Source organism: Kitasatospora sp. NBC_01250, assembly GCF_036226465.1.
Classification (GTDB): Bacteria; Actinomycetota; Actinomycetes; order Streptomycetales; family Streptomycetaceae; genus Kitasatospora.
In genome coordinates, this window is sequence record NZ_CP108476.1 from 3,243,011 (window position 1) to 3,265,765 (window position 22,755).

Annotated in this window: 14 protein-coding genes and 1 tRNA gene; 8 read left to right on the forward strand and 7 right to left on the reverse strand. The window is 73.3% G+C overall.

Annotated features, from left to right (window positions below; all coding sequences use genetic code 11):
• The 7 genes from OG500_RS13130 (at position 1) to OG500_RS13160 (ending at position 11,872) form a co-directional block, all read left to right on the forward strand.
• Complete coding sequence (locus OG500_RS13130) at positions 1–1,194, forward strand: PP2C family serine/threonine-protein phosphatase (RefSeq protein WP_327066750.1); 1,194 nt, start codon at positions 1–3, stop codon at positions 1,192–1,194.
• A 53-nt stretch (positions 1,195–1,247) separates the two neighbouring features.
• A complete protein-coding gene (locus OG500_RS13135; RefSeq protein ID WP_327066751.1) occupies positions 1,248–2,594 on the forward strand; it encodes a vWA domain-containing protein in 1,347 nt (448 codons plus the stop codon).
• Positions 2,595–2,649: 55 nt separating this feature from the next.
• The gene (locus OG500_RS13140; protein ID WP_327066752.1) at positions 2,650–3,714 is read left to right on the forward strand and encodes an FHA domain-containing protein; all 1,065 of its coding nucleotides are present in this window, start codon (positions 2,650–2,652) and stop codon (positions 3,712–3,714) included.
• 76 nt (positions 3,715–3,790) lie between these two features.
• Complete coding sequence (locus tag OG500_RS13145) at positions 3,791–4,192, forward strand: globin (protein WP_329579954.1); 402 nt, start codon at positions 3,791–3,793, stop codon at positions 4,190–4,192.
• A 239-nt stretch (positions 4,193–4,431) separates the two neighbouring features.
• The gene (locus OG500_RS13150) at positions 4,432–7,830 is read left to right on the forward strand and encodes an FtsX-like permease family protein (protein WP_329579957.1); all 3,399 of its coding nucleotides are present in this window, start codon (positions 4,432–4,434) and stop codon (positions 7,828–7,830) included.
• A complete protein-coding gene (locus OG500_RS13155) occupies positions 7,827–10,811 on the forward strand; it encodes an FtsX-like permease family protein (RefSeq protein WP_329579959.1) in 2,985 nt (994 codons plus the stop codon). Before OG500_RS13150 ends, OG500_RS13155 begins: the two co-directional genes overlap by 4 nt.
• 47 nt (positions 10,812–10,858) lie before the next feature.
• Entirely contained in the window at positions 10,859–11,872 is a 1,014-nt protein-coding gene (locus OG500_RS13160) for an ABC transporter ATP-binding protein (protein WP_442789326.1), read from the forward strand.
• 106 nt (positions 11,873–11,978) lie between these two features.
• On the opposite strand, the gene OG500_RS13165 is transcribed toward OG500_RS13160, so the two are convergent.
• From OG500_RS13165 to OG500_RS13185, 5 genes are all read right to left on the reverse strand, one after another.
• Complete coding sequence (locus OG500_RS13165; protein WP_442907031.1) at positions 11,979–12,827, reverse strand: hypothetical protein; 849 nt, start codon at positions 12,825–12,827, stop codon at positions 11,979–11,981.
• A 28-nt stretch (positions 12,828–12,855) separates the two neighbouring features.
• Positions 12,856–13,326, reverse strand: a complete 471-nt coding sequence (locus tag OG500_RS13170; RefSeq protein ID WP_327066756.1) for an acyl-CoA thioesterase — start codon at positions 13,324–13,326, stop codon at positions 12,856–12,858.
• 95 nt (positions 13,327–13,421) lie between these two features.
• Entirely contained in the window at positions 13,422–15,086 is a 1,665-nt protein-coding gene (ettA, locus tag OG500_RS13175) for an energy-dependent translational throttle protein EttA (protein WP_327066757.1), read from the reverse strand.
• 464 nt (positions 15,087–15,550) lie between these two features.
• Positions 15,551–17,035 carry a Cys-Gln thioester bond-forming surface protein gene (locus OG500_RS13180; protein ID WP_327066758.1) on the reverse strand — a complete coding sequence of 495 codons (1,485 nt, stop codon included), beginning with the start codon at positions 17,033–17,035 and terminating at the stop codon, positions 15,551–15,553.
• A gap of 641 nt (positions 17,036–17,676) precedes the next feature.
• Positions 17,677–18,609, reverse strand: coding sequence for a single-stranded DNA-binding protein (locus OG500_RS13185; protein WP_329579964.1), 933 nt, complete (start codon positions 18,607–18,609; stop codon positions 17,677–17,679).
• A gap of 623 nt (positions 18,610–19,232) precedes the next feature.
• Between OG500_RS13185 and OG500_RS13190 the strand changes: the two genes are divergently transcribed.
• Positions 19,233–19,305, forward strand: a tRNA-Arg gene (locus OG500_RS13190).
• Between the two features lie 398 nt (positions 19,306–19,703).
• On the opposite strand, the gene OG500_RS13195 is transcribed toward OG500_RS13190, so the two are convergent.
• Together OG500_RS13195 and OG500_RS13200 are read right to left on the reverse strand one after the other, a co-directional pair.
• Positions 19,704–20,612, reverse strand: coding sequence for a GNAT family N-acetyltransferase (locus OG500_RS13195; protein WP_329579967.1), 909 nt, complete (start codon positions 20,610–20,612; stop codon positions 19,704–19,706).
• Positions 20,613–21,481: 869 nt separating this feature from the next.
• On the reverse strand, positions 21,482–22,753 hold the full coding sequence (locus tag OG500_RS13200) for a TIGR02679 family protein (RefSeq protein ID WP_329579970.1): 1,272 nt from the start codon (positions 22,751–22,753) through the stop codon (positions 21,482–21,484).
• Positions 22,754–22,755 lie beyond the last annotated feature (2 nt).

A 22,755-nucleotide genomic window follows, 5' to 3' on the forward strand; every position in this document is an offset into this window, starting at 1 on the left:
ATGGATGATCAGAGGGTCTGCCCGTTCTGTGCCGAGCCGCTCGACGCCGAGGACGCCTTCTGCGGCGCCTGCGGACGCGCGCTGGCCGCACCCCCCGACCGTGCCCAGGCGCCGGGCTCCGCCGCGGCGGGCCCGGCGGCCGGGGAGCTCGACGACGTCGAGCTGCCGGCCCCGGACGGCTGCGTGCACTGCGGCTCGCCGCGGATCTCCGACGGCTACTGCGAGACCTGCGGGGGTGTCCAGCCGCGCCCGCGCGACCACCAGGAGCGCGAGCTGTCCGGAGTCGCCGGGGTGAGCGACCGGGGCGTGCGCCACCACCGCAACGAGGACGCCTTCGCGGTCGCGGCCACCTCGCTGCCGGGCGGCGAGAGCGCCCAGGTCGCGGTGGTCTGCGACGGGGTCTCCTCGGCCTCCCGGCCCGACGAGGCGTCCCAGGCCGCCGCCGACAGCGCCAGCGAGGCACTGCTGACCGCGCTGGAACACGGCCGGGTGCCGGAGCAGGCGATGCGCCAGGCGATCATGACGGCCGCCGAGGCCGTGGCCGAGCTGGGCCGCGACGGCTCCCGGCAGGTCGGGCGCAACGCCCCGGCCTGCACCTTCGTGGGCGCGGTCGCGGCGGCCGGGGTGGTCACGGTGGGCTGGGTCGGCGACAGCCGGGCCTACTGGATCCCGGACGACCGCACCGGCGCCGAGCCCTACCGGCTGACCGAGGACGACTCCTGGGCGGCCGGCATGGTGGCGGCGGGCCTGATGACCGAGGCCGAGGCCTACGCGGACGCCCGCGCGCACGCGATCACCGGGTGGCTGGGGGCGGACGCCGAAGAGGTCGAGCCGCACACCGTCGCCTTCACCCCGCACGTCCCCGGGGTGCTGCTGATCTGCACCGACGGGCTGTGGAACTACGCCGAGGCAGCCACCGAGCTGGCCGACCTGGTGCGCTTCGACGCCCGGCAGGACCCGCTGCGCGCGGCCCGGGCGCTGGTCGCCTTCGCGGTCGCGGCCGGCGGCCACGACAACATCACGGTGGCGCTGCTGCCGATCGTGCCCGACCCGGCCGGCGGCTACACCGACACCCTGCTCGACCTCCCGGTGATCACCGCGCCGGCCCCGTCCGAGCCACCGGCCGCCGTGCCCGCGCCCGCGCCGCCGGCCGCACCGCCGCTGCCGCCGCACCCCCCGCTCCCGCCGCGCTGACCACGCTCCCCGGCCATCCCCATCCCTTTTCCCCTCCTCAGGAGTCCACGGCCATGGCCAGTCTCGCCAAGTCCAACCTGCCCCGGTTCAGCACCGACATCTTCCAGAACGAGTACCTCGCCGAGGGTGCCCGCGAGGTCAACGCGATCGTCACCGTCACCGCCACCGGCGGCGGTACCACCGGCGGCCGGCCGCTGGGCGCCACCGACGGCGCGGCCGGCGCGGGCCAGAACGCGGCCGTGGTGCTGATGGTGGACTGCTCCGGCTCGATGGACTACCCGCCGACCAAGATGCGCAACGCCCGCGACGCCACCGCCGTGGCGATCGACACCGTGCGCGACGGCGTGGCCTTCGCGGTGGTGGCCGGCACCCACGAGGCCAAGGAGGTCTACCCGGGCGACGGCGGCCTGGCGATAGCGTCGAAGGCCACCCGGGAGGCGGCCAAGCAGTCGCTGCGCAAGCTCACCGCGGGCGGCGGCACCGCCATCGGCACCTGGCTGACGCTGGCCGACAGGCTCTTCCTGACCCGCCGTGACTTCGCCATCCGGCACGGCATCCTGCTCACCGACGGGCGCAACGAGCACGAGAAGCCGGAGGACCTGCAGCGCGTCCTGGAGCGGGTGAGCGGCCACTTCACCGCCGACTGCCGCGGGGTGGGGACGGACTGGGAGATCGCCGAGCTGCGCCGGATCTCCTCCGCGCTGCTGGGCACCGTCGACATCGTGGCCGAGCCCTCGGGGCTGGCGGACGACTTCCGCTCGATGATGGAGGCCGCCATGGGCAAGCAGGTCGCCGACGTGGCGCTGCGGGTCTGGACGCCGGCCAACGCGAGCGTCCGGTTCGTCAAGCAGGTCGCCCCGAACCTGGAGGACCTCACCGAGCGCCGGATCGAGGCCGGGCCGCGGGCCGGCGACTACCCCACCGGGTCCTGGGGCGACGAGAGCCGCGACTACCACGTCTGCGTGGAGGTCCCCGCGGCCGCGGTGGGCAACGAGATGCTCGCCGCCCGGATCTCGCTGGTGCTGCCGCAGCCCGACGGCAGCACCGAGGTGCTCTCCCAAGGGCTGGTCAAGGCGGTCTGGACCGACGACCTGTCCTCCTCCACCAGGATCAGCCCGCAGGTCGCGCACTACACCGGCCAGGCCGAGCTCGCCGAATCGATCCAGGAAGGCCTGGAGGCCCACCGGGCCGGGGATCTGGACCGGGCCACCGCCAAGCTGGGCGCCGCCGTCAAGCTGGCCCACCAGACCGGAAACGAGGGCACCTTCAAGCTTCTGCAGAAGGTGGTGGATGTGGTGGACCCGAAGGAGGGTACGGTTCGGTTCCGTAAGGATGTGAGCGAGGCCGACTCCATGACGCTGGAGACCCGCTCCACCAAAACCGTTCGTGTGAAGAAGTGACCTTTCGTGACCTGGTACCGCTCCGGGCCGGACCTGCTCAGATGTGGGGGACTTGATGCCGATCTGCCCTAGGGGCCATGAGTCGCAGGCCGAGGACTGGTGCGACTTCTGCGGCTTCCCGATGCACCCGGCCTCCGGCCAGGTGCCGGGGTCGGTCGGCATGGACCCCTACCAGGCGCCGCCACCACCGCCGATGCCGCCCGGCCCGCCGCCCGGCATGCACCCCGGCGCCCCCGGGATGCCCGGCGGCTACGCCGGTGCGACCGAGGGCCTGGTCACCTGCCCGATCTGCCGGACCCCGCAGACCGGGCGGTACTGCGAGGAGTGCGGCTACGACTACGAGCTCGCCGCCACCGCGCCGCCGCAGCACCAGGGGTTCGGCTACCAGCAGCCCGCTGCGGCCCCGCAGGGCGGCTACGGCTACCCGCAGCAAGGTGCGCCGGGGTACCACCCCGTGCCCGAGCAGCCGGGTGGCTACCCGCCGCCGCCCGAGCAGCCGGGGCCGCCCGGCTACCACCCCGCGCCCGAGCACCAGGGCGGGTACCCGCCGGCGCCCGAGCAGCCGCACGGCCTGCCCGGCTACCCGCCGCCACCCGAGCAGCCCGGTCCGCCCGGCTACCCGCCCGCGCCCGAGCAGCCGTCCCGCGACCCGTACGGCACCTCGTTCCACCTGGCACCGCCCTCGGCCCAGGTGCAGCCGGAGCCGGTGCGTTCCACCTGGGTGGCCGTGGTCAGCGCCGACCGGCAGTACTTCACCGACATGATGGCGCGCAGCGGTCCCGAGGCCTCGGGTCTCTTCTTCCCGCCGTACTGCCCCGAGCGGCGGATCCCGATCACCGGCCGCGGCCAGCTGCGGATCGGCCGGCGCAGCCAGCACCGGGGCACCGTCCCGGAGATCGACCTGTCGGTGCCGCCGGAGGACCCGGGCGCCTCGCACCAGCACGCGCTGCTGGCCGAGCAGCCGGACGGCAGCTGGGTGCTGGTCGACCAGGACTCCACCAACGGCACCACGCTCAACGGCGGCGCCGATCCGCTGGCCCCGCACACCGCGATCCCGCTGAACGAGGGCGACCGGATCCACATCGGCGCCTGGACCACCATCACCCTGCTGCGCGCCTGACCGCGCGGAACCGGCCTTCGGTCGTACGACCAAAGGCCGGTTCCGGCTTTCCGCGGCGGTCTGCGACCATGGTCGGATGACTGAGATCGGGCGTGCGGAGAGTCACGAGGAGAGCTTCTTCGAGGCGGTGGGCGGCGAGGCCACCTTCCGTCGGCTGGTGCACCGCTTCTACCAGGGCGTGGCCGAGGACGAGTTGCTGCGCCCGATGTACCCCGAGCAGGACCTGGCCGGCGCCGAGGAGCGGCTGGCCCTGTTCCTGATCCAGTACTGGGGCGGGCCGCGCACCTACAGCGAGCAGCGCGGGCACCCGCGGCTGCGGATGCGCCACGTCCCGTTCAAGGTCGACCAGGCCGCGCACGACGCCTGGCTGCGGCACATGCGGGTGGCGGTGGACGAGCTCGCCCTGGCCCCGGAGGCCGAGCGGCAGCTGTGGGACTACCTGAGCTACGCGGCGGCCTCGATGGTGAACTCGCACTGAGACGGTCAACTCGCACTGAGCATCGGGCGATTACGTCTTTGACATGCCCTGTGCGTATTTAGTTTCGTTACTGACCGCTTTTTTACAAAACCCTTCCCCGGCTGAACCTTCTCTGACAGCATCGCCCGTTATTCGGTGCAGGGGTCCCGTACGCCGGTACATGGCCGCTGCCATGTCCGGTGGACCCGGACATGGCACCGCACGGGGGCAGACCGAGGCTTCGGGGAGGGGCATCGACCATGGGCGGCTTCGTCCTGCGCAGACTGCGCAGCAGGCTGGCACTGGCCGCTTCGGCGGTGCTGACCATCGTCTTGACGGCGACCGTGCTCTGCACGCTGAACGCCTTCGAATCCGGGGTCGGCGATGCCGGGGTGCGCCGCGCGCTGGCCGTCCAGGACCGGGCCAGGTCCACCGTCCAAGTCTCCGACGACGTCGCGAGCTCCGGCCGGGCGGCGGCCGAACAGCAGGTCCGGGGGCTGGCGAGCCGGATCTTCGGCTCGCTGCCCGCCCAGCTGCACGAGCTCGGCCGCAGCCACGCCTACGGCCTGCCGGCCACCGGCGCCACCGGCGCGGACGGCCAGCCCGTCGACCCGGACCTGACGCTGCTCGCCTCGCTCGACCCGGCCGAGGTCACGCTCAGCGCGGGCCGGCTGCCGCAGGCCGCCGCCCCCGGCGGCCCGGTCCAAGTGGCCGTGCCCGACGCCGTGACCCACCGCCTCGGCCTGCGGCCCGAGGCACTTCCCACCGCACTGCACCTGGTCGACCGCTACGACGGCTCGGCGCTGGACGTGCTGATCACCGGCGTCTACCACCCCACCGACACCACCGACCCGTACTGGCAGCTCGACCCGCTGGCCGGGCGCGGCGTCTCCGTCAGCGGCTTCACCACCTACGGCCCGCTGCTGGTCCAGGACTCCGTCTTCACCGGCGGCACGGTCCAGCAGCAGACCCTCGGCCTGCTGCTGACCGGCGACTTCTCGCACGCCAAGGCCGCCGACCTGGACGCGCTGCGCGACCGGGTGGCCAAGCAGATCAACGCCTTCCAGGCCGGCACCGGAATGACCGCGACCACGTCGCTGAGCGCCGCCCTGGACGACCTGCACAACGACCTGCTGGTGGCCCGCTCCACCCTGGTGATCGGCGCGCTCCAGCTGGCCGTCCTCGCGATCGCCGCCCTGGTCCTGGTGACCCGGCTGCTGGGCGAGCGCCAGGCCTCCGAGAACGCGCTGCTCACCGGTCGCGGCGCCACCTGGCGCCGGATCGCCGGGCTGACCGCGCTGGAGGCCGGTCTGCTGGCGCTGCCCGCGGTGCTGCTCGCCCCCCTGCTCACCCCCGCGCTGCTGTCGTTGCTGAGCCACATCGGTCCGCTGGCCCACGCGAAGATGCGGCTGAGCGGCGGGCTCTCGCCCGTCTCCTGGCTGCTATCGCTCGGGGTCGGCATCGGCGCGGTGCTGGTGGTGCTGGTGCCCGCGGTCGCGCGGGTGCTGGGCGGCGCGGTCTTCCAGCGCCGGGCCGGGCGACGCCAGGCACTGGCCTCCGCGCTCGGCCGCTCCGGCAGCGACCTCGCGCTGTTCGCCCTGGCCGCACTCGCCTACTTCCAGCTCGCGCACTACGGCTCCGGGCCGAGCAGCAGCGTCTCCGCCACGGCGGCGGGCAGCGCCGCGGCCGGTGGCGGTGCCCTGTCCGCGGACGCCTCCGGGCGGCTCGGCCTGGACCCGGTGCTGGTCACCGCGCCCACCCTGGCGCTGTGCGCCGGCACCGTGCTGGCCCTGCGGCTGCTGCCGCTGGCCGCCCGGCTCGGCGAGCGGTGGGCCGGGCGCCGGCGCGGGCTGCCCGGCGCGCTGGCCGGCTGGCAGTTCGCCCGCCGGCCCCGGCGCAACGCCGGCCCGGTGCTGCTGATGGTCTTCGCCGTCTCGATGGGCATGCTGGCGCTCGGCCAGGGCGCCTCGCTGAGCGCCTCGCAGCGCGACCAGTCCGCCTTCGCCAGCCTCGGCGGGCTGCGGGTGGCCAACCTTGCGGTGCCCGCCCTCGGCCAGGGCGGGGTGCTGGACCAACTGCCCGGCGGCTCCCGGTTCCTGCCCGTCTCCCGGCAGGACCTGCCGCTGCAGGCCGGCCGGATCGGCCAGTTGCTGGCGATCGACACCAAGGCCGCCGCCACCTCGGTGCGGATGCGCCCGGACCTGACCGGCGGGCGCACCCCGGCCCAGTTCTTCGCCCCGCTGACCGGCACCGGCGCTGACTCCGGCTCCGGCTCCGGCTCCGGCTCCGGCTCCGGGGGCACCGACGGCGGCGGGCTCGTGCTGCCGGGCAAGCCGATCCGGCTGAACCTGGACCTGTCGGTGCGGACCAGCACGTCCGCCGGACCACCGTCGGCCGACGGCGAGTTCTACGTCGACCCGTCGATCCACGCCCCCTCCGTCAAGCTCGAACTGCGGGACCGGCACGGGCTCCCCTTCGAGGCCGTGCTCCCCGGCGTCCCGGCCGACGGCGACGTCGCCGTCTCCGCCGATCTGGCCCCGCTGATCGGCTCCCCGGCCGGCCGGGCCGCCTACCCGCTCACCCTGGCCGGCGTGAAACTCACCTACGACGGCCCCGCGTTCGCCGCCATGCAACAGCAGCTGACGGTCCACCGGATGACCGGGACCGACGTGGACAGCGGCGCGACCACGGCGATCAGCACGGCGGGACAGGGCTGGTCGGTCCTGGACGGCTCCACCCTCGCCCCGGCGAACGGACAGGACCTGTTCGGCGTGACCTACAAGGCCGGGAAGGGCCAGCTGGACAACACCACCCAGCTGACCGTGGGCGCACCGGGCAGTGCCCCGCCGGCCGTGCTCGACGCGCTCGCCACCAAGGACTACCTGACCGCCACCGGCGCCGCCGTCGGCCAGGAGGTGCCGCTGTCGCTCGGCACCGCCAGCCTGAAGGTCAGGATCGCCGCCGTGGTGCCCACGCTGCCCGGCGTCGGCGGCGGGACCGGCGGCCCGACCACCGCGCTGATGGTCGACCTGACCACCGTGAACCGGATGCTGGGCGCCGCCCAGAACCCCCCGCTGCCCCCCACCGAGTGGTGGCTGCCCGGCACCGGACCGGCCGACCCCGTGCCGGCCCAGGCCGCCACCGCGCTGCGGGCGGGCACCGTCCCCGCGCAGTTGCAGGTGTACCAGGAGCTCGTGACCGGCCTGCAGGACGATCCGCTGGGCGCCGCCCCGCAGAGCGGGCTGCTGGCCCTGACCGTCGCGGCCGCGGTGCTGGCGGCGATCGGCTTCGCCGCCGCCGCGGTGGGCGCCGCCGGCGAACGGGCCGCCGAGTTCGCCGTGCTGCGCGCGCTCGGCACCCCGCACCGGCAGCTGGCCAGGACCGCCGCCGCCGAGCAGGGCATCCTGATCGCCCTCGGCCTCGGCGTCGGCCTCGCGCTCGGAACGGCGCTGGTCCACCTGGTGGTACCGCTGACCGTCCTCACCACGGACGCCCACCGGCCGATGCCCTCGGTGCTGGTGGTGCTGCCCATGGGGCAGGTCCTGGTGCTGCTCGCAGCGGTGGCCGCACTGCCCGTCCTGCTCACCGTCCACCGGGTGCTGCGCCCTGCCCGGCCCGGCGAGACCATCGCCCGTCTGCGTTACTCGGAGGAGATGTGAGCCCCGATCGCGAACCGCTCGATCGCGAGCCCGCCGCCGAGCGGACCGCCCGCGGCGCCACGGCCGGGCGCACCCCCGCGCCCTGGGTCAGGACCAGGCTGCACACCAGCCGGTCCGCCGCCCTGCTGCTGGCCCTGCTGGTACTCGGCACCGCCTTCCTGGCCGCCGCGCTCCCGCGGACCCTGGACCGGGACGGCGACCGGGCGCTGACCAAGGTGCTCAGCAGCACCACGCCCCAGGCCCGCAGCCTGACGGCCGCCCTGAGCTCCGACACCACCGATCCCAGCACCGGAACCTCGGCGTACAACCAGCAGACCCTGGACCAGGTCGCCGAGAAGCTGCGCGGCGACCTGACCGCACCACTGGCGCCCCTGCCCGCCGACGACTCCTACGGCGCGAGCAGCGGCACCCGTTACCTGACCGACCCCGCGCTGCCCCGGCCCGGTGTCGGCCAGGACCCGGTGCTCAGCCTCTACACCCTGCACGACCAGGACTCCCACCTGCGGCTGGTGGCCGGGAAGCTGCCCGAGGGCCACACCCTCGACGTCGACGGCAACCTCGAGTTCGACGTCGCGCTCACCAAAGCGGTGGCCGACCGCCTCGGGGTCGGCGTCGGCTCCGCCCTGAACACCAGCATGCTCTCGGCCCTCGGCCGGTCCAGGCCGCACCAGCCGGAGCACTCGGTCCAGGCCGTGGTGGTCGGCCTCTTCGAGCCGACCGACGCGAAGCAGGCGATCTGGTCCACCGCCGGCTGCCTCCTGACTCCCTGTCTGGAGGCCGTCGGCGCGCCGCCGGAGCCCTACTGGGACGTCGATGCCCTGGTCGCCCCCACGGATCTGACCGCGCTGCCCCAGTGGAACGGGGCCAAGCTGTTCTGGCAGATCCCGATCGACCCGCACCACCTGCACAGCTACCAGGTCGGCCAGGCACAGCAGCTGATCGGCTCCATGCTGGACGGCCCGCTGGCCGCTTCCCTGGGCACCAGCATCAAGGTCCCCAGCCTGCGCCCCAGCTCGATGCTGCCGGACGCGTTCACCAAGGCGCTGAACCAGCAGTCCGCCGCCGCCCCGCTGCACGCGATCGGACCGATCGGCGCCGGCACGGTGGCGCTGGTGGTCCTGCTGCTGGCCGCCGGGCTCGCGGTGGACCGCCGCCGCGCCGAACTGATCCTGCTGCGGGCCCGCGGCGGCTCGCTGCCCGCGATCGGCGGGCGACTGCTCGCCGAGACCGCCGTTCTGACCGTGCCCGCCGCAGGGCTCGGCACGGCGCTCGCCCTGCTCCTGCTGCCCGCCCCGCGCTGGACGGCGGCGGTGCTGACCGGCGTGCTGGTCGGTCTGCTCGCGCTGCTGCCGTTCCCGCTGCGGGCGGTCCTGCTGCTGCGCGCCAGCGGTCCGCGCGGCAAGGGTCGCGCCGCCGGTGCGACCCGGCCCACCCGGCGCCGGCGGTTCACCCGGCTGCTGGGCAGCCCGCGCCGGCTGGTGGCCGAGCTGGCCGCGCTGGCGCTGGCCGCAGCCGCCGTCCTCGCGGTGCGGCGGCGCGGGATGGCGCCGCCGGGCAGCTCGCTCGACCTGCTGCTGACCGCCGCGCCGCTGCTGCTGGCGGTGGCCGGGGCGGTGCTGCTGGCCAGGCTCTTCCCGCTGCTGCTCACCCCCGGCGTGCGCTGGGCGGCCCGGCGGCCCGGTGCGGTCGGCTTTCTGGGCCTGGCCCGGGCCACCCGGACCGGGGCGGCGAGCGGCGCCGGCGGCGGGTCCACCGGTGCCGGCGACGGCACGGCGGCCCGGCCTGGACCGACCATGCTGCCGCTGCTGGCGCTGCTGCTCGCGGTCACCACCGCCGGCTTCGGGGTCACCATGCTCAGCTCCGCCGACGCGGCGCGCCAGGTGGCGGTCCGTCAGGCGGTGGGCGGCGATGCCCGGGTGCTGGCGAACGACTCCGGCACGCTGCCGAACGGGTTCGTCCCGGCCGCCGCCAAGCTGCCCGGAGTGCGCTCCGGCACCGCGGCGGTGATCGACGACGGGGCGACGACCGGGACCGCGGACGGCAGCGCGCTGCCCGACATGATCCTCGTCATGGTCGATCCGGAGAGCTATGCGGCGCTGGCCCGGGACGTGGGCTACGGGCAGTTCGACCCGGCGCTGCTGAAGGCCCCGGCCGACCCCGATGCCATGGTGCCCGCCCTGGTCAACACCACCTACGCGAGCCGGCTCGGTACCCAGGGCAACTACGTCCAGCTGCCGAACGCCTACGGCAGGCTGAAGATCCAGGTGGTCGGCACCATCCAGGCCACCCCCGCGGTGCCGGTCCTCGGCGAGCGGCCGGTGCTCCTGGTGTCGAGCGACGCGGTGGCCCGCCAGCGGCCGGCGGCGGCGGCGCTGGCGAACGCACCGACCGCGTGGTTCGGCACCGGCGACGGGATCACCGGTGCGGCGCTGCGCGGGCTGCTGAACCAGGAGCTGGGTGCGGGCAAGGACGCAACCGCCCAGGTGAACGCCGGCTTCAACATCGCCACCCGGGACGACTACGCCCGGGAGATGGCCGACAACCCGCTGCAGCGCTCGGCGGAGCAGCTGTTCTGGGCCTCGGTCGTCGCCGCTGCCGGGTACTGCGTGCTCTCGCTGCTGCTGACCCTGCTGCGCGCGGCGCCCGAACGCTCGGCGCTGCTGGCCCGGCTGCGCACCATGGGCCTGCGTCCGCGCCAGGGCCTGGTCCTCATCCTGGTCGAGGCGCTGCCGCAGACCCTGGTGGCCGCGGTCGCCGGAGCCGGCATCGCCTGCCTGTCCGCGCCGCTGCTGGGCACGGCGGTCAACCTGTCGGCCATGGTCGGGGCGAGCGTGCCCGGCGGGCTGCGGGCGGCCCCCGGGCAGGTGGCCTGGCAGGCACTGATCCTGGCCGGGCTGTCCACGGGGGTCGTGGTCGCGGAGACGCTGTTCGCCGGGCGGCGGCAGATCAATACCGAGTTGAGAGCGGGTGACCAGCGGTGAGCACACCGACGAGCGGCAAGCGGCGTGGGACGGACGGGGCTGACGGCTTGGCGGGTGACACCTCGGCGGCCGGCGGCGCGGCGGGGGTGGCGGATCCCGCCGCGCCGGACGTCACGCTCGACGAGCTGCGGCAGCGGGCCCTGAGCGCCCGCGACGCCCCGGCCTACGGGCAGGACTCGGTGATCGCCTGCGACCGGGTGGTGCGGATCTTCAGCGCCGACCGGGTCGAGGTGCAGGCCCTCCAGGGCCTGGACCTGCTGGTCGGCAAGGGGGACCTGATCGCCCTGGTCGGCGCCTCCGGAAGCGGCAAGTCCACCCTGCTCAACATCCTGGCCGGCCTCGACGTCCCGTCCGCCGGCTCGGCCACCGTGGCCGGCTGCGACCTGCTGACCATGACGTCCAAGGAGCGCCTGCGCTACCGCCGGGAGGTGGTCGGCTTCGTCTGGCAGCAGACCGCCAGGAACCTGATGCCGTTCCTGACGGCGGCCCAGAACGTGGCGCTGCCGATGCAGCTGAACGGCGAGCGCTGGTCGGCGGGACGGGCCAAGCGCCGCGCCGCCCGGGCCGGTGAGCTGCTGGCCGCGCTCGGCATCGACCACCTGGCCGACCGGCGGCCCGCCCAGCTCTCCGGCGGCGAGCAGCAGCGGGTGGCGATCGCGGTGGCGATGGCCAACAACCCCTCGGTGGTGCTGGCCGACGAGCCGACCGGTGAACTGGACTCCGAGACCGCCGCCGGGATCTTCGAGGCGTTCCGCACCGTCAACCGCGAGCTGGGCGCCACCGTGGTGATCGTGACGCACGACCCCATGGTGGCCGGGGAGGTCCGCCGCACGGTGGCGATCCGTGACGGGCGCACCGCCTCCGAGGTGCTGCGCCGGACCGTGACCGAGGCGGACGGCACGGAACGCGTCAACGAGCGGGAGTACGTGATGCTGGACCGCACCGGGCGGGTGCAGCTGCCGCGCGAGTTCCTCACGGCGCTCGGGATGGAGCACCGGGTCGCGGTCGACCTGGTCGCCGATCACATCGCGGTGCGGCCGGACGACCAGCAGGAGGCGTGAGGCGGGCTGCTCGGGCGGCTCGGGCTGCTCGGGCGGCCCGGGCTGCTCGGGCCGCCCCGCCCCGGACGTGAGCGGCTCGGAGCCGTCCGCTGCGGAGCTCTCCGGCTCAGCGCAGCGGGGTCAGCCCCAGGCCCGCGCCCGGGGCGGCCGTGGCCCGCAGCGCGACCGTCCCGTGCGGTGCGGTCAGCCGCAGCCAGCTGCCCGCGCGGTGCGCCGTCAGTCGGGCGTCCGGGTGCAGGAAGCCGATCCGGTAGGCGGCGTGGGCCGCGCGCAGCGGCAGCGCCGGGAGCGCGCCGAGCGGGCGCGACCAGATCTCGTCGGCGAGCCGGTCCAGTACCTCGCGGGTCCGGTGGTGCTCCGGCACCTGGGCGGTGCGCTCCTTGAACTCGGCGACGGCCGCCATCACCTGCGGGACCACCAGCCCGGCGCCGACCTCGCCCAGCTGCTGCCAGCCGCGGCGCGGCGGCAGCAGTCCCGCCCAGGCGGGTCCGGTGACCGGCGGCGGCACGGCGAGCGCGGCCCCCGCCTCGTCGACCCCCTCCAGCAGCTGGCCCGCCGAGACGGTCAGGTCGGTGGTACCCGGCAGAGCCCCGGTCTCCGTGGCGCCCGGCAGCGGCTCGGTCTCTGGGGCGCCCGGCAGCGGCTCGGCGGCGGCGAGCCGGGTGGTGCGCAGCGCGAGCACCCCGGCGGCGCCCAGCGGCAACCGCCCGTAGACGGCCAGCACACCGGGGCCGCCCGCCTCGTCGGCGACCAACTGCAGCCGCACCGCGGCCGCCCGGTCGAACCGCAGCAGGCGGCTCAGGAACGCACCGAGATCGGCCGCCTCGCGGGAGTCGGCAAGGACGAACCGGGCCGTACTGATCACGGGAACACTCACTTCGTTCTGTTCGCGCTGCGTCTCGGGCTGGGTCTCGGTCTCGGGCTGGGTCTCGGGCTGGGTCTCGGACTCGACCACACGCCTGCTGCCACGGTTCGCGACCGGCTCAGGCCGCGGCCACCGCGACCTGGTCCGCCCTGCTCTTCGCTTCGGCGGGCTCGTCCATGAAGCGGCTGAGGAACTCCCGCTCCACCGGGCTGATCCGGCGCGGCCGGGCGGCCTTCAGGTCGTACGGGACCACGATGGTCGACGCCCGGACGTACACCGTCTCGGTGCCGTCCTCGGCCCGGTCCTTCACCTCGTAGCTGACCGTGAGCGAGGCGCCACCGATCCTGGTCACCCAGGTCTCGATGGTCACCGGCTCCGGGCGGTGCACCAGCGGCACCTTGTAGTCGATCTCGTGCCGCGCGACCACCGAGCCGCCCGCGAACTCCCCCGCACCGGCGGCGGTGGCCTGGGTGAACATGAAGTCGATCCGGGCCTCCTCCAGGTAGCGCAGGAAGACCACGTTGTTCACGTGGCCGAAGGCGTCCATGTCGGACCACCGCAACGGGCAGGCGTAGATGTGGCGCGCCACGAACGTCTCTCCTTCTCTTCCGGTCACTTCGAGCGGCCCGGCCGGGTACCCAACGGGCACCCGACCGGGCCGCTGCCGCACAGGCCGGGGCGAGGTCAGCCTCGGGTCAGCTTCTTGTAGGTCGCGCGGTGCGGACGGGCCGCATCGGCGCCCAGGCGCTCGATCTTGTTCTTCTCGTACGACTCGAAGTTGCCCTCGAACCAGAACCACTTGCTCTCGCCCTCGTAGGCGAGGATGTGGGTGGCCACTCGGTCCAGGAACCAGCGGTCGTGGGAGATGACCACGGCGCAGCCCGGGAACTCCAGCAGCGCGTTCTCCAGCGAGGAGAGCGTCTCGACGTCGAGGTCGTTGGTCGGCTCGTCGAGGAGCAGCAGGTTGCCGCCCTGCTTGAGGGTGAGTGCCAGGTTGAGGCGGTTGCGCTCACCACCGGAGAGCACACCGGCCGGCTTCTGCTGGTCCGGACCCTTGAAACCGAACGCCGAGACGTAGGCGCGCGAGGGCATCTCGACCTGGCCGACGTTGATCCAGTCGAGGCCGTCGGAGACGACCTCCCACAGGGTCTTCTTCGGGTCGATGTTGGAACGGCCCTGGTCGACGTAGCTGATCTTGACGGTCTCGCCGACCTTGACGTCGCCGGAGTCCGGGGTCTCCAGGCCCTGCAGCATCTTGAAGAGCGTGGTCTTGCCGGCGCCGTTGGGGCCGATCACGCCGACGATGCCGTTGCGCGGCAGGGTGAAGCTGAGGTCGTCGATCAGGACCTTCTCGCCGAAGGCCTTGTTGAGCTTGTCGACCTCGACCACGACACTGCCCAGACGCGGGCCCGGCGGGATCTGGATCTCCTCGAAGTCCAGCTTCCGCATCTTGTCGGCCTCGGCCGCCATCTCCTCGTAACGGGCGAGGCGGGCCTTGGACTTGGCCTGGCGGCCCTTGGCGTTGGAGCGGACCCACTCGAGCTCTTCCTTGAGCCGCTTGGCGCGCTTGGCGTCCTTCTGGCCCTCGACCTTGAGGCGCGACTGCTTGGACTCCAGGTAGGTGGAGTAGTTGCCCTCGTAGGACAGGGCCCGGCCGCGGTCCAGCTCCAGGATCCACTGCGCGACGTGGTCCAGGAAGTACCGGTCGTGGGTGACCGCGACGACGGTACCGGCGTACTTGGCCAGGTGCTGCTCCAGCCAGTTCACCGACTCGGCGTCGAGGTGGTTGGTGGGCTCGTCGAGCAGCAGCAGGTCGGGCGCCTCGAGCAGCAGCTTGCAGAGCGCGACGCGGCGGCGCTCACCACCGGAGAGGCTGGTGACCGGCCAGTCGCCGGGCGGGCAGCCCAGCGCGTCCATGGCCTGCTCCAGCTGGGCCTCGAGGTCCCAGGCGTTGGAGTGGTCCAGCTCCTCCTGGAGCTTGCCCATCTCGTCCAGCAGCGCGTCCGAGTAGTCGGTCGCCATCAGCTCGGCGATCTCGTTGAACCGGTCGAGCTTGCCCTTGACCTCCTTGACGCCGTCCTGGACGTTCTCCAGGACCGTCTTGGACTCGTCCAACGGCGGCTCCTGCAGGAGCATGCCGACGGTGAATCCGGGCGAAAGGAAGGCGTCACCGTTGGAGGGCTGCTCCAGGCCGGCCATCATCTTGAGGACGGTGGACTTACCGGCGCCGTTGGGGCCGACAACGCCGATCTTCGCTCCGGGGAGGAAACTGAGCGTCACGTCGTCAAGGATGACCTTGTCGCCGTGCGCCTTGCGCAACTTGCGCATGGTGTAGATGTATTCCGCCACGTGAGATCGCTCCGGCGTCGTCGAGGAGTGTTTCAGGCTGTCAGCGTTCCATTGTGCCGCACCCGGGCTCCCATCCCGAACCCGCTCCCCGGAGCTCAGGCGGAGGTTCCGGTGTGCGGCGTTCCGGCGTCGTAGCGCTGCGGTATCGCAGCGCTACGACCCCCGCCCCCGATCCGCGCCCCGGCCCGGGTCCGGGCCCTGACCTGACCCCTGTCCCGGACCTGGCCTGTCCCTGCCCCTGCCCCGGACCTGCCCTGCCCTGCCCCCCTGCCCCTGCCCCTGCCCCTGGCCCTGGCCCGGCGGCGACGTCTGAGCGCCGGAACGCCAGTGGCCTGATCCCCTGGTGCAGGGGATCAGGCCACTGGGCTGCGTTCGCCGCCGCTCGGGCGGCTACGCGGACCGCTTCGGCTTCAGCTACTTATGGGCAGCTGTCGCTGTCGGGCGATCGGTGCGGGCGATCGGCGTCAGGCCGTGGTGCGGCTGTGACGGCCCCGACGACGCATCGTGTAGACCGCGCCACCGCCGAGCAGGACCAGCGCACCGGCGACACCGGCGATCAGGCCGGAGTTGCTGCCGCCACCGGTGAAGGCGAGGGTCTTGCCGTTCGTGCTGGTCGGGCTGGCCGAGGCGCTCGGGGCCACGACGGCCGGGCTGCTGGCGCTGGCCGAGCTGCTCGGGGTCGCGGTGGCCGGGCTGCTGCTGGAGCTGCTCGGGGTCGCCGAGGTCACCGGAGTGGCCGAGGTGCTCGGGCTCGGGGAGTGGCTCGGGGCGACCTGGCAGTTGCGGATGCCCTGGAACTCCTGCTGGCCCTTGGGGCCGGTGACCTTGATGTCGTAGGCCGCACCCTCGCCGACCGGGACGACCTCGCTCTGGGTCTGGCCCGGGGCGACCGTGAGGGACGGCATGCCGCTGCCCTCGTCGGTCACACCGACGGTGAAGGGCTGGTCACCATTGTTGGTGGCGGTGACGACGACGCCGCTCTTGGTGCAGTCGACCATCGCCGAGAAGGCGAGGACCGGACCGGTCGGCGCCCAGGTGGCGGTGGCACTGGCGGTCACGGTGTCGGTCTGGGTGCCCGCGAGGATCAGCGTCTGGCTGTGGTTCGAGGGCGTGTAGCCGAGGCTGGTGAACGCACGACCGACCTGGACGTCGGCCGACGCCTTGGCGCTGACCGTCGCCGTACCCGCGTTCGCGCCGGCCGGGGCCTTCACGAAGAGCTGGTCACCGTTCTGGACGGGCTTGGTCAGGGCTCCGCTCTGGTCGGACAGAACGTTGCCGCTCTTGTCGGTGAGGACCACGCCGGCCGCACTGGAGGTGCTGTCGAGCGAGGCGCTGACGGAGTTGCCCGTGCTGGCGACGGTGATCGGGCCGAGCAGCGAGCCGCTCTTGCCGGAGACCGACGACGGGGACAGGGTCAGCGAGGGAGCCGGCTCCTTGACGTCCTGCACGTGGCTGATCAGGTAGCTGGCGAGGGTCGCGGCGCCGGCGTCCAGCGGGACGGCCTTGACGTGGTCCGAGAAGTGCCAGATCGCAGCCTGGGTACCGGCGGCGGCCTCGTTGGCGTCGAGCGAGGGGACACCGACCTCGCTGCCCAGCTTGTGGAGGTCGGAGACCTGCGGGTACGAGTTCTGCAGGATCCAGTTGATCTTGCCGGCGTCGGGGTTGGTCGCCAGCGAGGTGCCGGACCAGGCGGTCTCCTGGTACTTGGCGTGCGGCTTCGTCTCCATGTTGAGATCGATGCAGTACGTGTCGAACTCGGTGCCGTCCGCGTTCTTGAGGACGATCAGACCGCCGCCGGCGTTCCAGTCGCCGTCATTGATCTTGATCTGGCCGCCGAACTTCAGGCCGTCCTGAAGTGTCGCGGTCGCTCCGGCACCGGTGCCGCCATCCGCGACGGCCGCACCCGCCAGAACGAACCCGCCGCCGACCATCATGCTCGACGTGAGCATGACAGCAGCTATGCGGGAGATACCCCGCCGTTGCATGTGGTACATGAAGGACCCCTCCGGGCAGGGCCGCGCCCATGACGGCCCGCCGCGCAATGCCGCGCCCATTGTGGCGCCGCCGCACTTGTCTGAACCAGACGCATCATATGGAGAACCCAGGGCGCGCAAACCGAAATTCCAGGGGTTGCGACTTCCGTATCGGAATTGTTATCAAGCCGGTTGCCCGGGCGGCAGACTGACGGGTCGCCAGATATTCGTCACTTTATCGACTCTCTGACCCGCCAATGCACGATGCCCGACGACTAGTGTCGATGAAAGCTCAACTAACGCTCAAGAGCTAGAGCCAGTCTGATCGATACCGTCGTGTAGTGGTTGCTACGCGCACTAGCCGCCCGGCACTTCGCCCACCTGCGCTTCGAGGCTCCGGAGTTCGGGTCAGCACTTGCTCCGCAGCCCCGGCACGAGGGTGGGGGAGACAGCAGAGGCGGAGCACCCCACGGCGGACTCGCACCACCCCGCCGGCCTGACACCCCGCCGGCCACCGCCCCGCCCGACACTCCCTCAAGCCCCACCCCTCGCCAACCTCTCACCCCTCTCGTCCTTCTCGCCGCTCCTGCCCCTGCCCCCTCCTCACCATCACTTCCTCACATCGGCACCACCTCTCCCGCCCAACCCGCCTCGTCCGGCCCCCCGGGCGACCCGGTTCCGACCTGCGAGCCCACCTCCGCCGGCCCGACCGGCCCACCAGTAGCGCGACTTGCCCTGGCCGCCCTGGCCGCCGCGGCCGAGCGGGGCGGTCGCTCCACGGCGGGGCCACGCACGCTCCGGGCCGACCGGGTGGAACGCGACACCCCCACCGCTCCAGTTGCCGCCGGAGCCACCGGCACCCCGCCCTCCGCCGCCCCGCCCACCCCTCCAACTGCGCCCGCTCCAGCCGCTGCTCCGCCCGCGCCTCCTCCCGCCATGCCGGCCGGCTCGATCGCCACCCGCCGCGCCGGCGACGCCAGCGCCGCCGCACCACCCCCGGGGCTTCGGCCCGCAGCCCCGGCCCCCTCCAACTCCCCTGCGGCGACGGAACCTCCCGCCACCACCGACTCCGCCCGGCCGGCACCCGCCGTGGCCGTCGCATCGGCCGCCCGGTGCGCCCGGACCGCCTCCACGATCCACTCCGGCACCGCCTCGCCGACCGGCTGCGCCGGCGTCAACTCCGCCCTGCCGCGGACCGCCCAGCGGAAGGCCGAGGTGCCCCGGCCGAGGTCGTGGCCCACCACCCGTGCATCGATCTCCACCACCGATCTCCGCTTACCGCCGTCCTCCCACTCCCGCACCCGCAGCCGCCCACTGACCACCACCGGATCGCCCTTGCCGAGCGAACTCACCACATTCGCCGCCAGCCAGCGCCACGCGTTCACCGTGACCCAGTTGGTGTCCCCGTCGACCCACTCACCGCGCGCCCGGTCGTAGCGCCGCTCCGTCGCCGCCAGCCGGAAGTTCGCCATCGGCACCCCGGCGGCGGTCTGCCCGTAGCTCACCGTCGAGGCGACATTTCCGATCATCGTCACCAGAGTCTCGTTCACGGCATGCCCTCGCATTTCTCGTGTTTCTCCTGCACCGGGAGAATTGACCTGCTGTCGACGATGTTGCCCCGTCCCGCCACAACTGCGGTGAATGGATTTGATTTCTGTGGATAACCAAGCCCCTGTGGATAAATTTGCCATCCCTTGGTGATATTATTTCCACAATTACCTAGGATGGCGCTCTGCGTCCATGACAAAAGCCCCCGCCCCCTCCCCCGCCCACCCCTGAACGAGTGGCCGCAAGGACGCTCTGTCCACGTCATCCGACCGGAGGAACCGAAATCTCACCCCGCGCCGCCGCTGCTCAACCGTCACGTTCCCAGCACACCCCGCTACCAGCACGGCAGGTCCATAACGGGTGAGGAGACATCGCCGTAACGACTGCACAACGTCCGGCGGCAACACCCCCCACAATGCTGCACCCTGCCTCTCCACCTGCGATTATCAGACCGCTCTCGCGAGGCCGACACACCCATCCCAGCGGTGGAAAGCCGAGCAAGGCAGCGCCACCCCCTTATCCTGTCCCCGGCAGGGCAAGGGACTCCTCAACCCCACCCCAGGGGATTAGGCACCGGACGCTCACAAGGCCCCACCCGCCCCACCCCGGGCCCAACGCCCGCCCCGCCCCCGTAGCTCAGCGGATAGAGCAGGTGCCTTCTAAGCACTTGGCCGCAGGTTCGAGTCCTGCCGGGGGCACCCCTGCGCCCCGTCGGTCCACACCGGACCGACGGGGCGTTTCGCAGGTCGGAGCACGACCGTGCGGCCACCTTGCCGGAGGCGGCTGGAGCCCTGCATCGAACACCCATCCGAGCGTTCGCGGCTGACGGCGTCGGTTCCGGGGCGGTCCGCGGCACACTCGCGGTACGGTCAGCGACCGCACGATCGGTCAGATAGAAGCGACCTCGGGTTGATCTTTGAACCGGAGTACAAGCAGGAGTGCGGGCGACGACCGCAGGCATGCCGCTCGCCGGCCCGCGGTCGTCTGCCGGCGGCGGGGCCGAGAGCCTGGGAGGTTGGAATCCCGGCGGTGGCGATGGTGGAAGACGCCCGAAGACGGCCATCGGATCGTTGCGCCCGCTCGGACCCGCGCCTCGTCAACTCCCGTCCGCGAGATCCTCCACGGGCACCGGGCGGTAGGCGGTGTCGACGCGCCAACCGTCGTCGCGGGCAGCCGCCTCGAAGAGCTCGATCTTGTAGGCGAGCCCCTCCGGCTCGCCGATATCGGACCACCGCCACGCCTGCGCCCAGCTCTCGGAGCTCCGCACCAGCGGCCAACCCCGTACCGCGAGCTGCAGTGCGAACGTGGACCGGGCATAGCCGTGGACCCAACTGCCCGCGTCGCTCGCCTCCATTCGCCGGGACGCCTCGGTCTCCCGCAATCGCAGCCACTGCCGCTCGCGCCGGGCGACCAGCAGCGGCGTGAACCCGGAGCGCTCCTCCTCGACCAGGAAGACCAGGCGGTCGCTCTCGCCCCGGACCTCGTAGCGGGGGAGCTGGGGCGTCCGCGCGAACCCGAGGTCGTGCTTCCAGAGGACCACCCACAGGCCGCGCCTGAGGTAGTAGTGGACGGCGCGTTGCCAGGTCCAGTGCGCATCCAGTCGGAATCCGCGCAGACCCTCGGCCAGAGTGACCCGGTACACCGTGTCCAGCGCCGCACCGCCGAACCCCCGGCCGCGAGCGGACGGACGGAGGTACAGCGATGACAGGCCCAACTGTCCGGCCCACTTGGGCCAGTTGTCCACGGCGATGGTGCCGACCGGCGACCCGCTCGCCCCGAGGATCCAGTACCGCCGGCGATAGCGGCCACAGTCGGGAGCCTCCCGGCCCGCGGCCCCGGACCGAGCGCGCAGCTCTCGCTCGGCTGACGGTGTCAACGCGTCAGGCTCGACCTGCTCGCCCAGCGCGCCCTCCGCGAGCGAGGCGAGCTCCCACAGGGCGAATCGCCGCCCCTCCCCGAGAACGACCGGGCGCAGCCCGGCAGCCGACCCCAGACGCTCGTGCACTCGACCTGCCGCGATACTCCATGGCGTGACCATGCGACTACGCTAAGGAGTGCCACTGACAATGCACCCAGCAGCGCCGGCCGCAGTCGGGAACACGGCCCCGGAACGGATTGTCAGCCTCCCGTGACAGATTGTTCATCAGGTGGGGCCGCGTTCGGCCCCGGCTGCCGAGGAAGCTGCGATGAGCACGTCCGGGGAGTCCCCCCGCATCACGACCACCTGCTCGAACGACGGTTGCGACAAGGCGCAGACACCCGGTGGCTTCCGAGGCCGGCCCGACGTCCAGACGGACGGTGAGGCGCGGGGCGGCACCGAGCGAGCGCGGCGGCTGGGCCTGTTCGCACTGGCGCAGACGCTGCCGAGGCAGCGGGTAGAGGAGTTGGTCCGTGCCCTCGTCGAACCGTGCGGACCTGGCAGCACCAGGATCCTGACAGTCAACGAGATGACCGCCGGGGTCCGGATCGACGAGACCGGCGCCCCCGAAGTCGAGCTGCCGAACGTGGCCGCCTCGCTCCGCCTCATGCTCGACCACGGCCACGCCGCCGGCGTACTGCTGCGTGCCTTCACCGACCGCACCGCCATCACCACCGAAGCGGGGCTCCGGATCCCCGTCAAGGAACTCCGGGGCTGGGCCGTGCGCGGAGGTCGCCTGCTCCCGCTCAGCGCCGCCGAGGTCTTCAACGCGTCCTGCACGGACAGTGGTACGGGCGAGCCCCTGCCGCCCGAGCGTGGCGTCGCCTACCTGGACGCCTGGGACCCAAGGCGTCCAGGACGGCGAGTTCGACCACCACGCCGACTCCACCGCCTGCCCCGGCACCCGGCCCCTCGCCACCCAACCCGAGACCCGACCCGAGCGAGGGGCCGCCTCGCTACCCGCACGACCCGCGCAGGTCGGCCAGGAGTTCACCGAGCACAAGCTCCTCCTCCACCCTGACCCCGTGCGCCTCGATGGCCTCGCGCAACGCGGGGTCCCAGAGTGTGGGCGCCGGGGTCCCGGTGGTGAGCGGCGCGCCGAGGCCGCGTTCGACCGCCGCGAGGTAGGCGGCGTGATCGTAGCGCCACGGGACAGCACCGGGCAGGCGCAGCAGACCTGCGGCGATCCGGACGCCGCCCCAGTCGAAGTCGCCGTGGTAGGCGAGCCGGCTGCCGCGCTCGGCGAGCCGGCCGAGCAGCGTGCGCGCCGCCAGCGAGACGTTGCCCTCGACGCAGACCAGCGGCGGGCAGTCCGCGCCGAGCGAGGCGGCCGCCGCCGCGACCACCGCCGGGTTCTCGCAGACCCGGACCGACTCGGGCACCGCTCCAACCCCAGCTGCGAGTTGGCGCAGCGTCAGCACGCAGGGTTCGCCGCCCTCCCGCGCGGCGGCGAGGATCCGGCCGGTGGTGCCGTGGGTCGATCCGGGCAGGCCCAGGGTCAGCACCCGCGAGGAGAGCTCGTCGGTCGCCACACCGACCGCGGCCCAGCCCGCGCGGCGGCCCTCGGCGCCACCGGCCTCCTCGTCCGACAGCCCGGCCAGCGCCTTGACGGCGGACCAGACGAGCGAGGCGAGCGGCCGCCCCTCGTCGAGTGCGTGCGCGTCGCCGAGGCAGCGGGCGGCGAGGACGGGCAGGGTCAGCGCGGCCCCGGGGCCGGCGGACAGCTCGTCAGCGGTCAGCTCGGCCAGCACGCGCGCAGCCTGGTCGGCCAACCGACCTGCCACCGAAGGATCTCCCGCAGCGATCCGCTTGAGCAGGCCGGTGGACTCCACCCGCGCGCGCCAGGGCGCTAGGTCGGGCCGGTCGCAGGCGGCGTCCAGGGGCACGAACGCGGCCCGCCACGCCTCGGCCGAGGCCAGCGCCTCGGCCCGGCGGTCGGCGACCGGCCCGGTGAGCAGGACTACGGCGGCCGCGAGCCCGTCCGAGCAGGCCAGGGACTCGCGGAGCACCCGGTCCACATCGGCCAGCGGCACCGAGAGCGAGCGGCCGGCCCGCAGCCGGCGGCCGAGCAGCAGCTCGACGGCGCGCCGCTGCTCGACGGAGGCGGCGGCCAGGACGACCGCGGTGTCCAGCGGGCGTCCCGCCGCCAGCCGCTCGCGCACCCGCTCGACCAGCCAGGCGGTCTCGGGACCACCGAGCATGCGGCGCAGCCGGGGCAGGTCGGCCACCG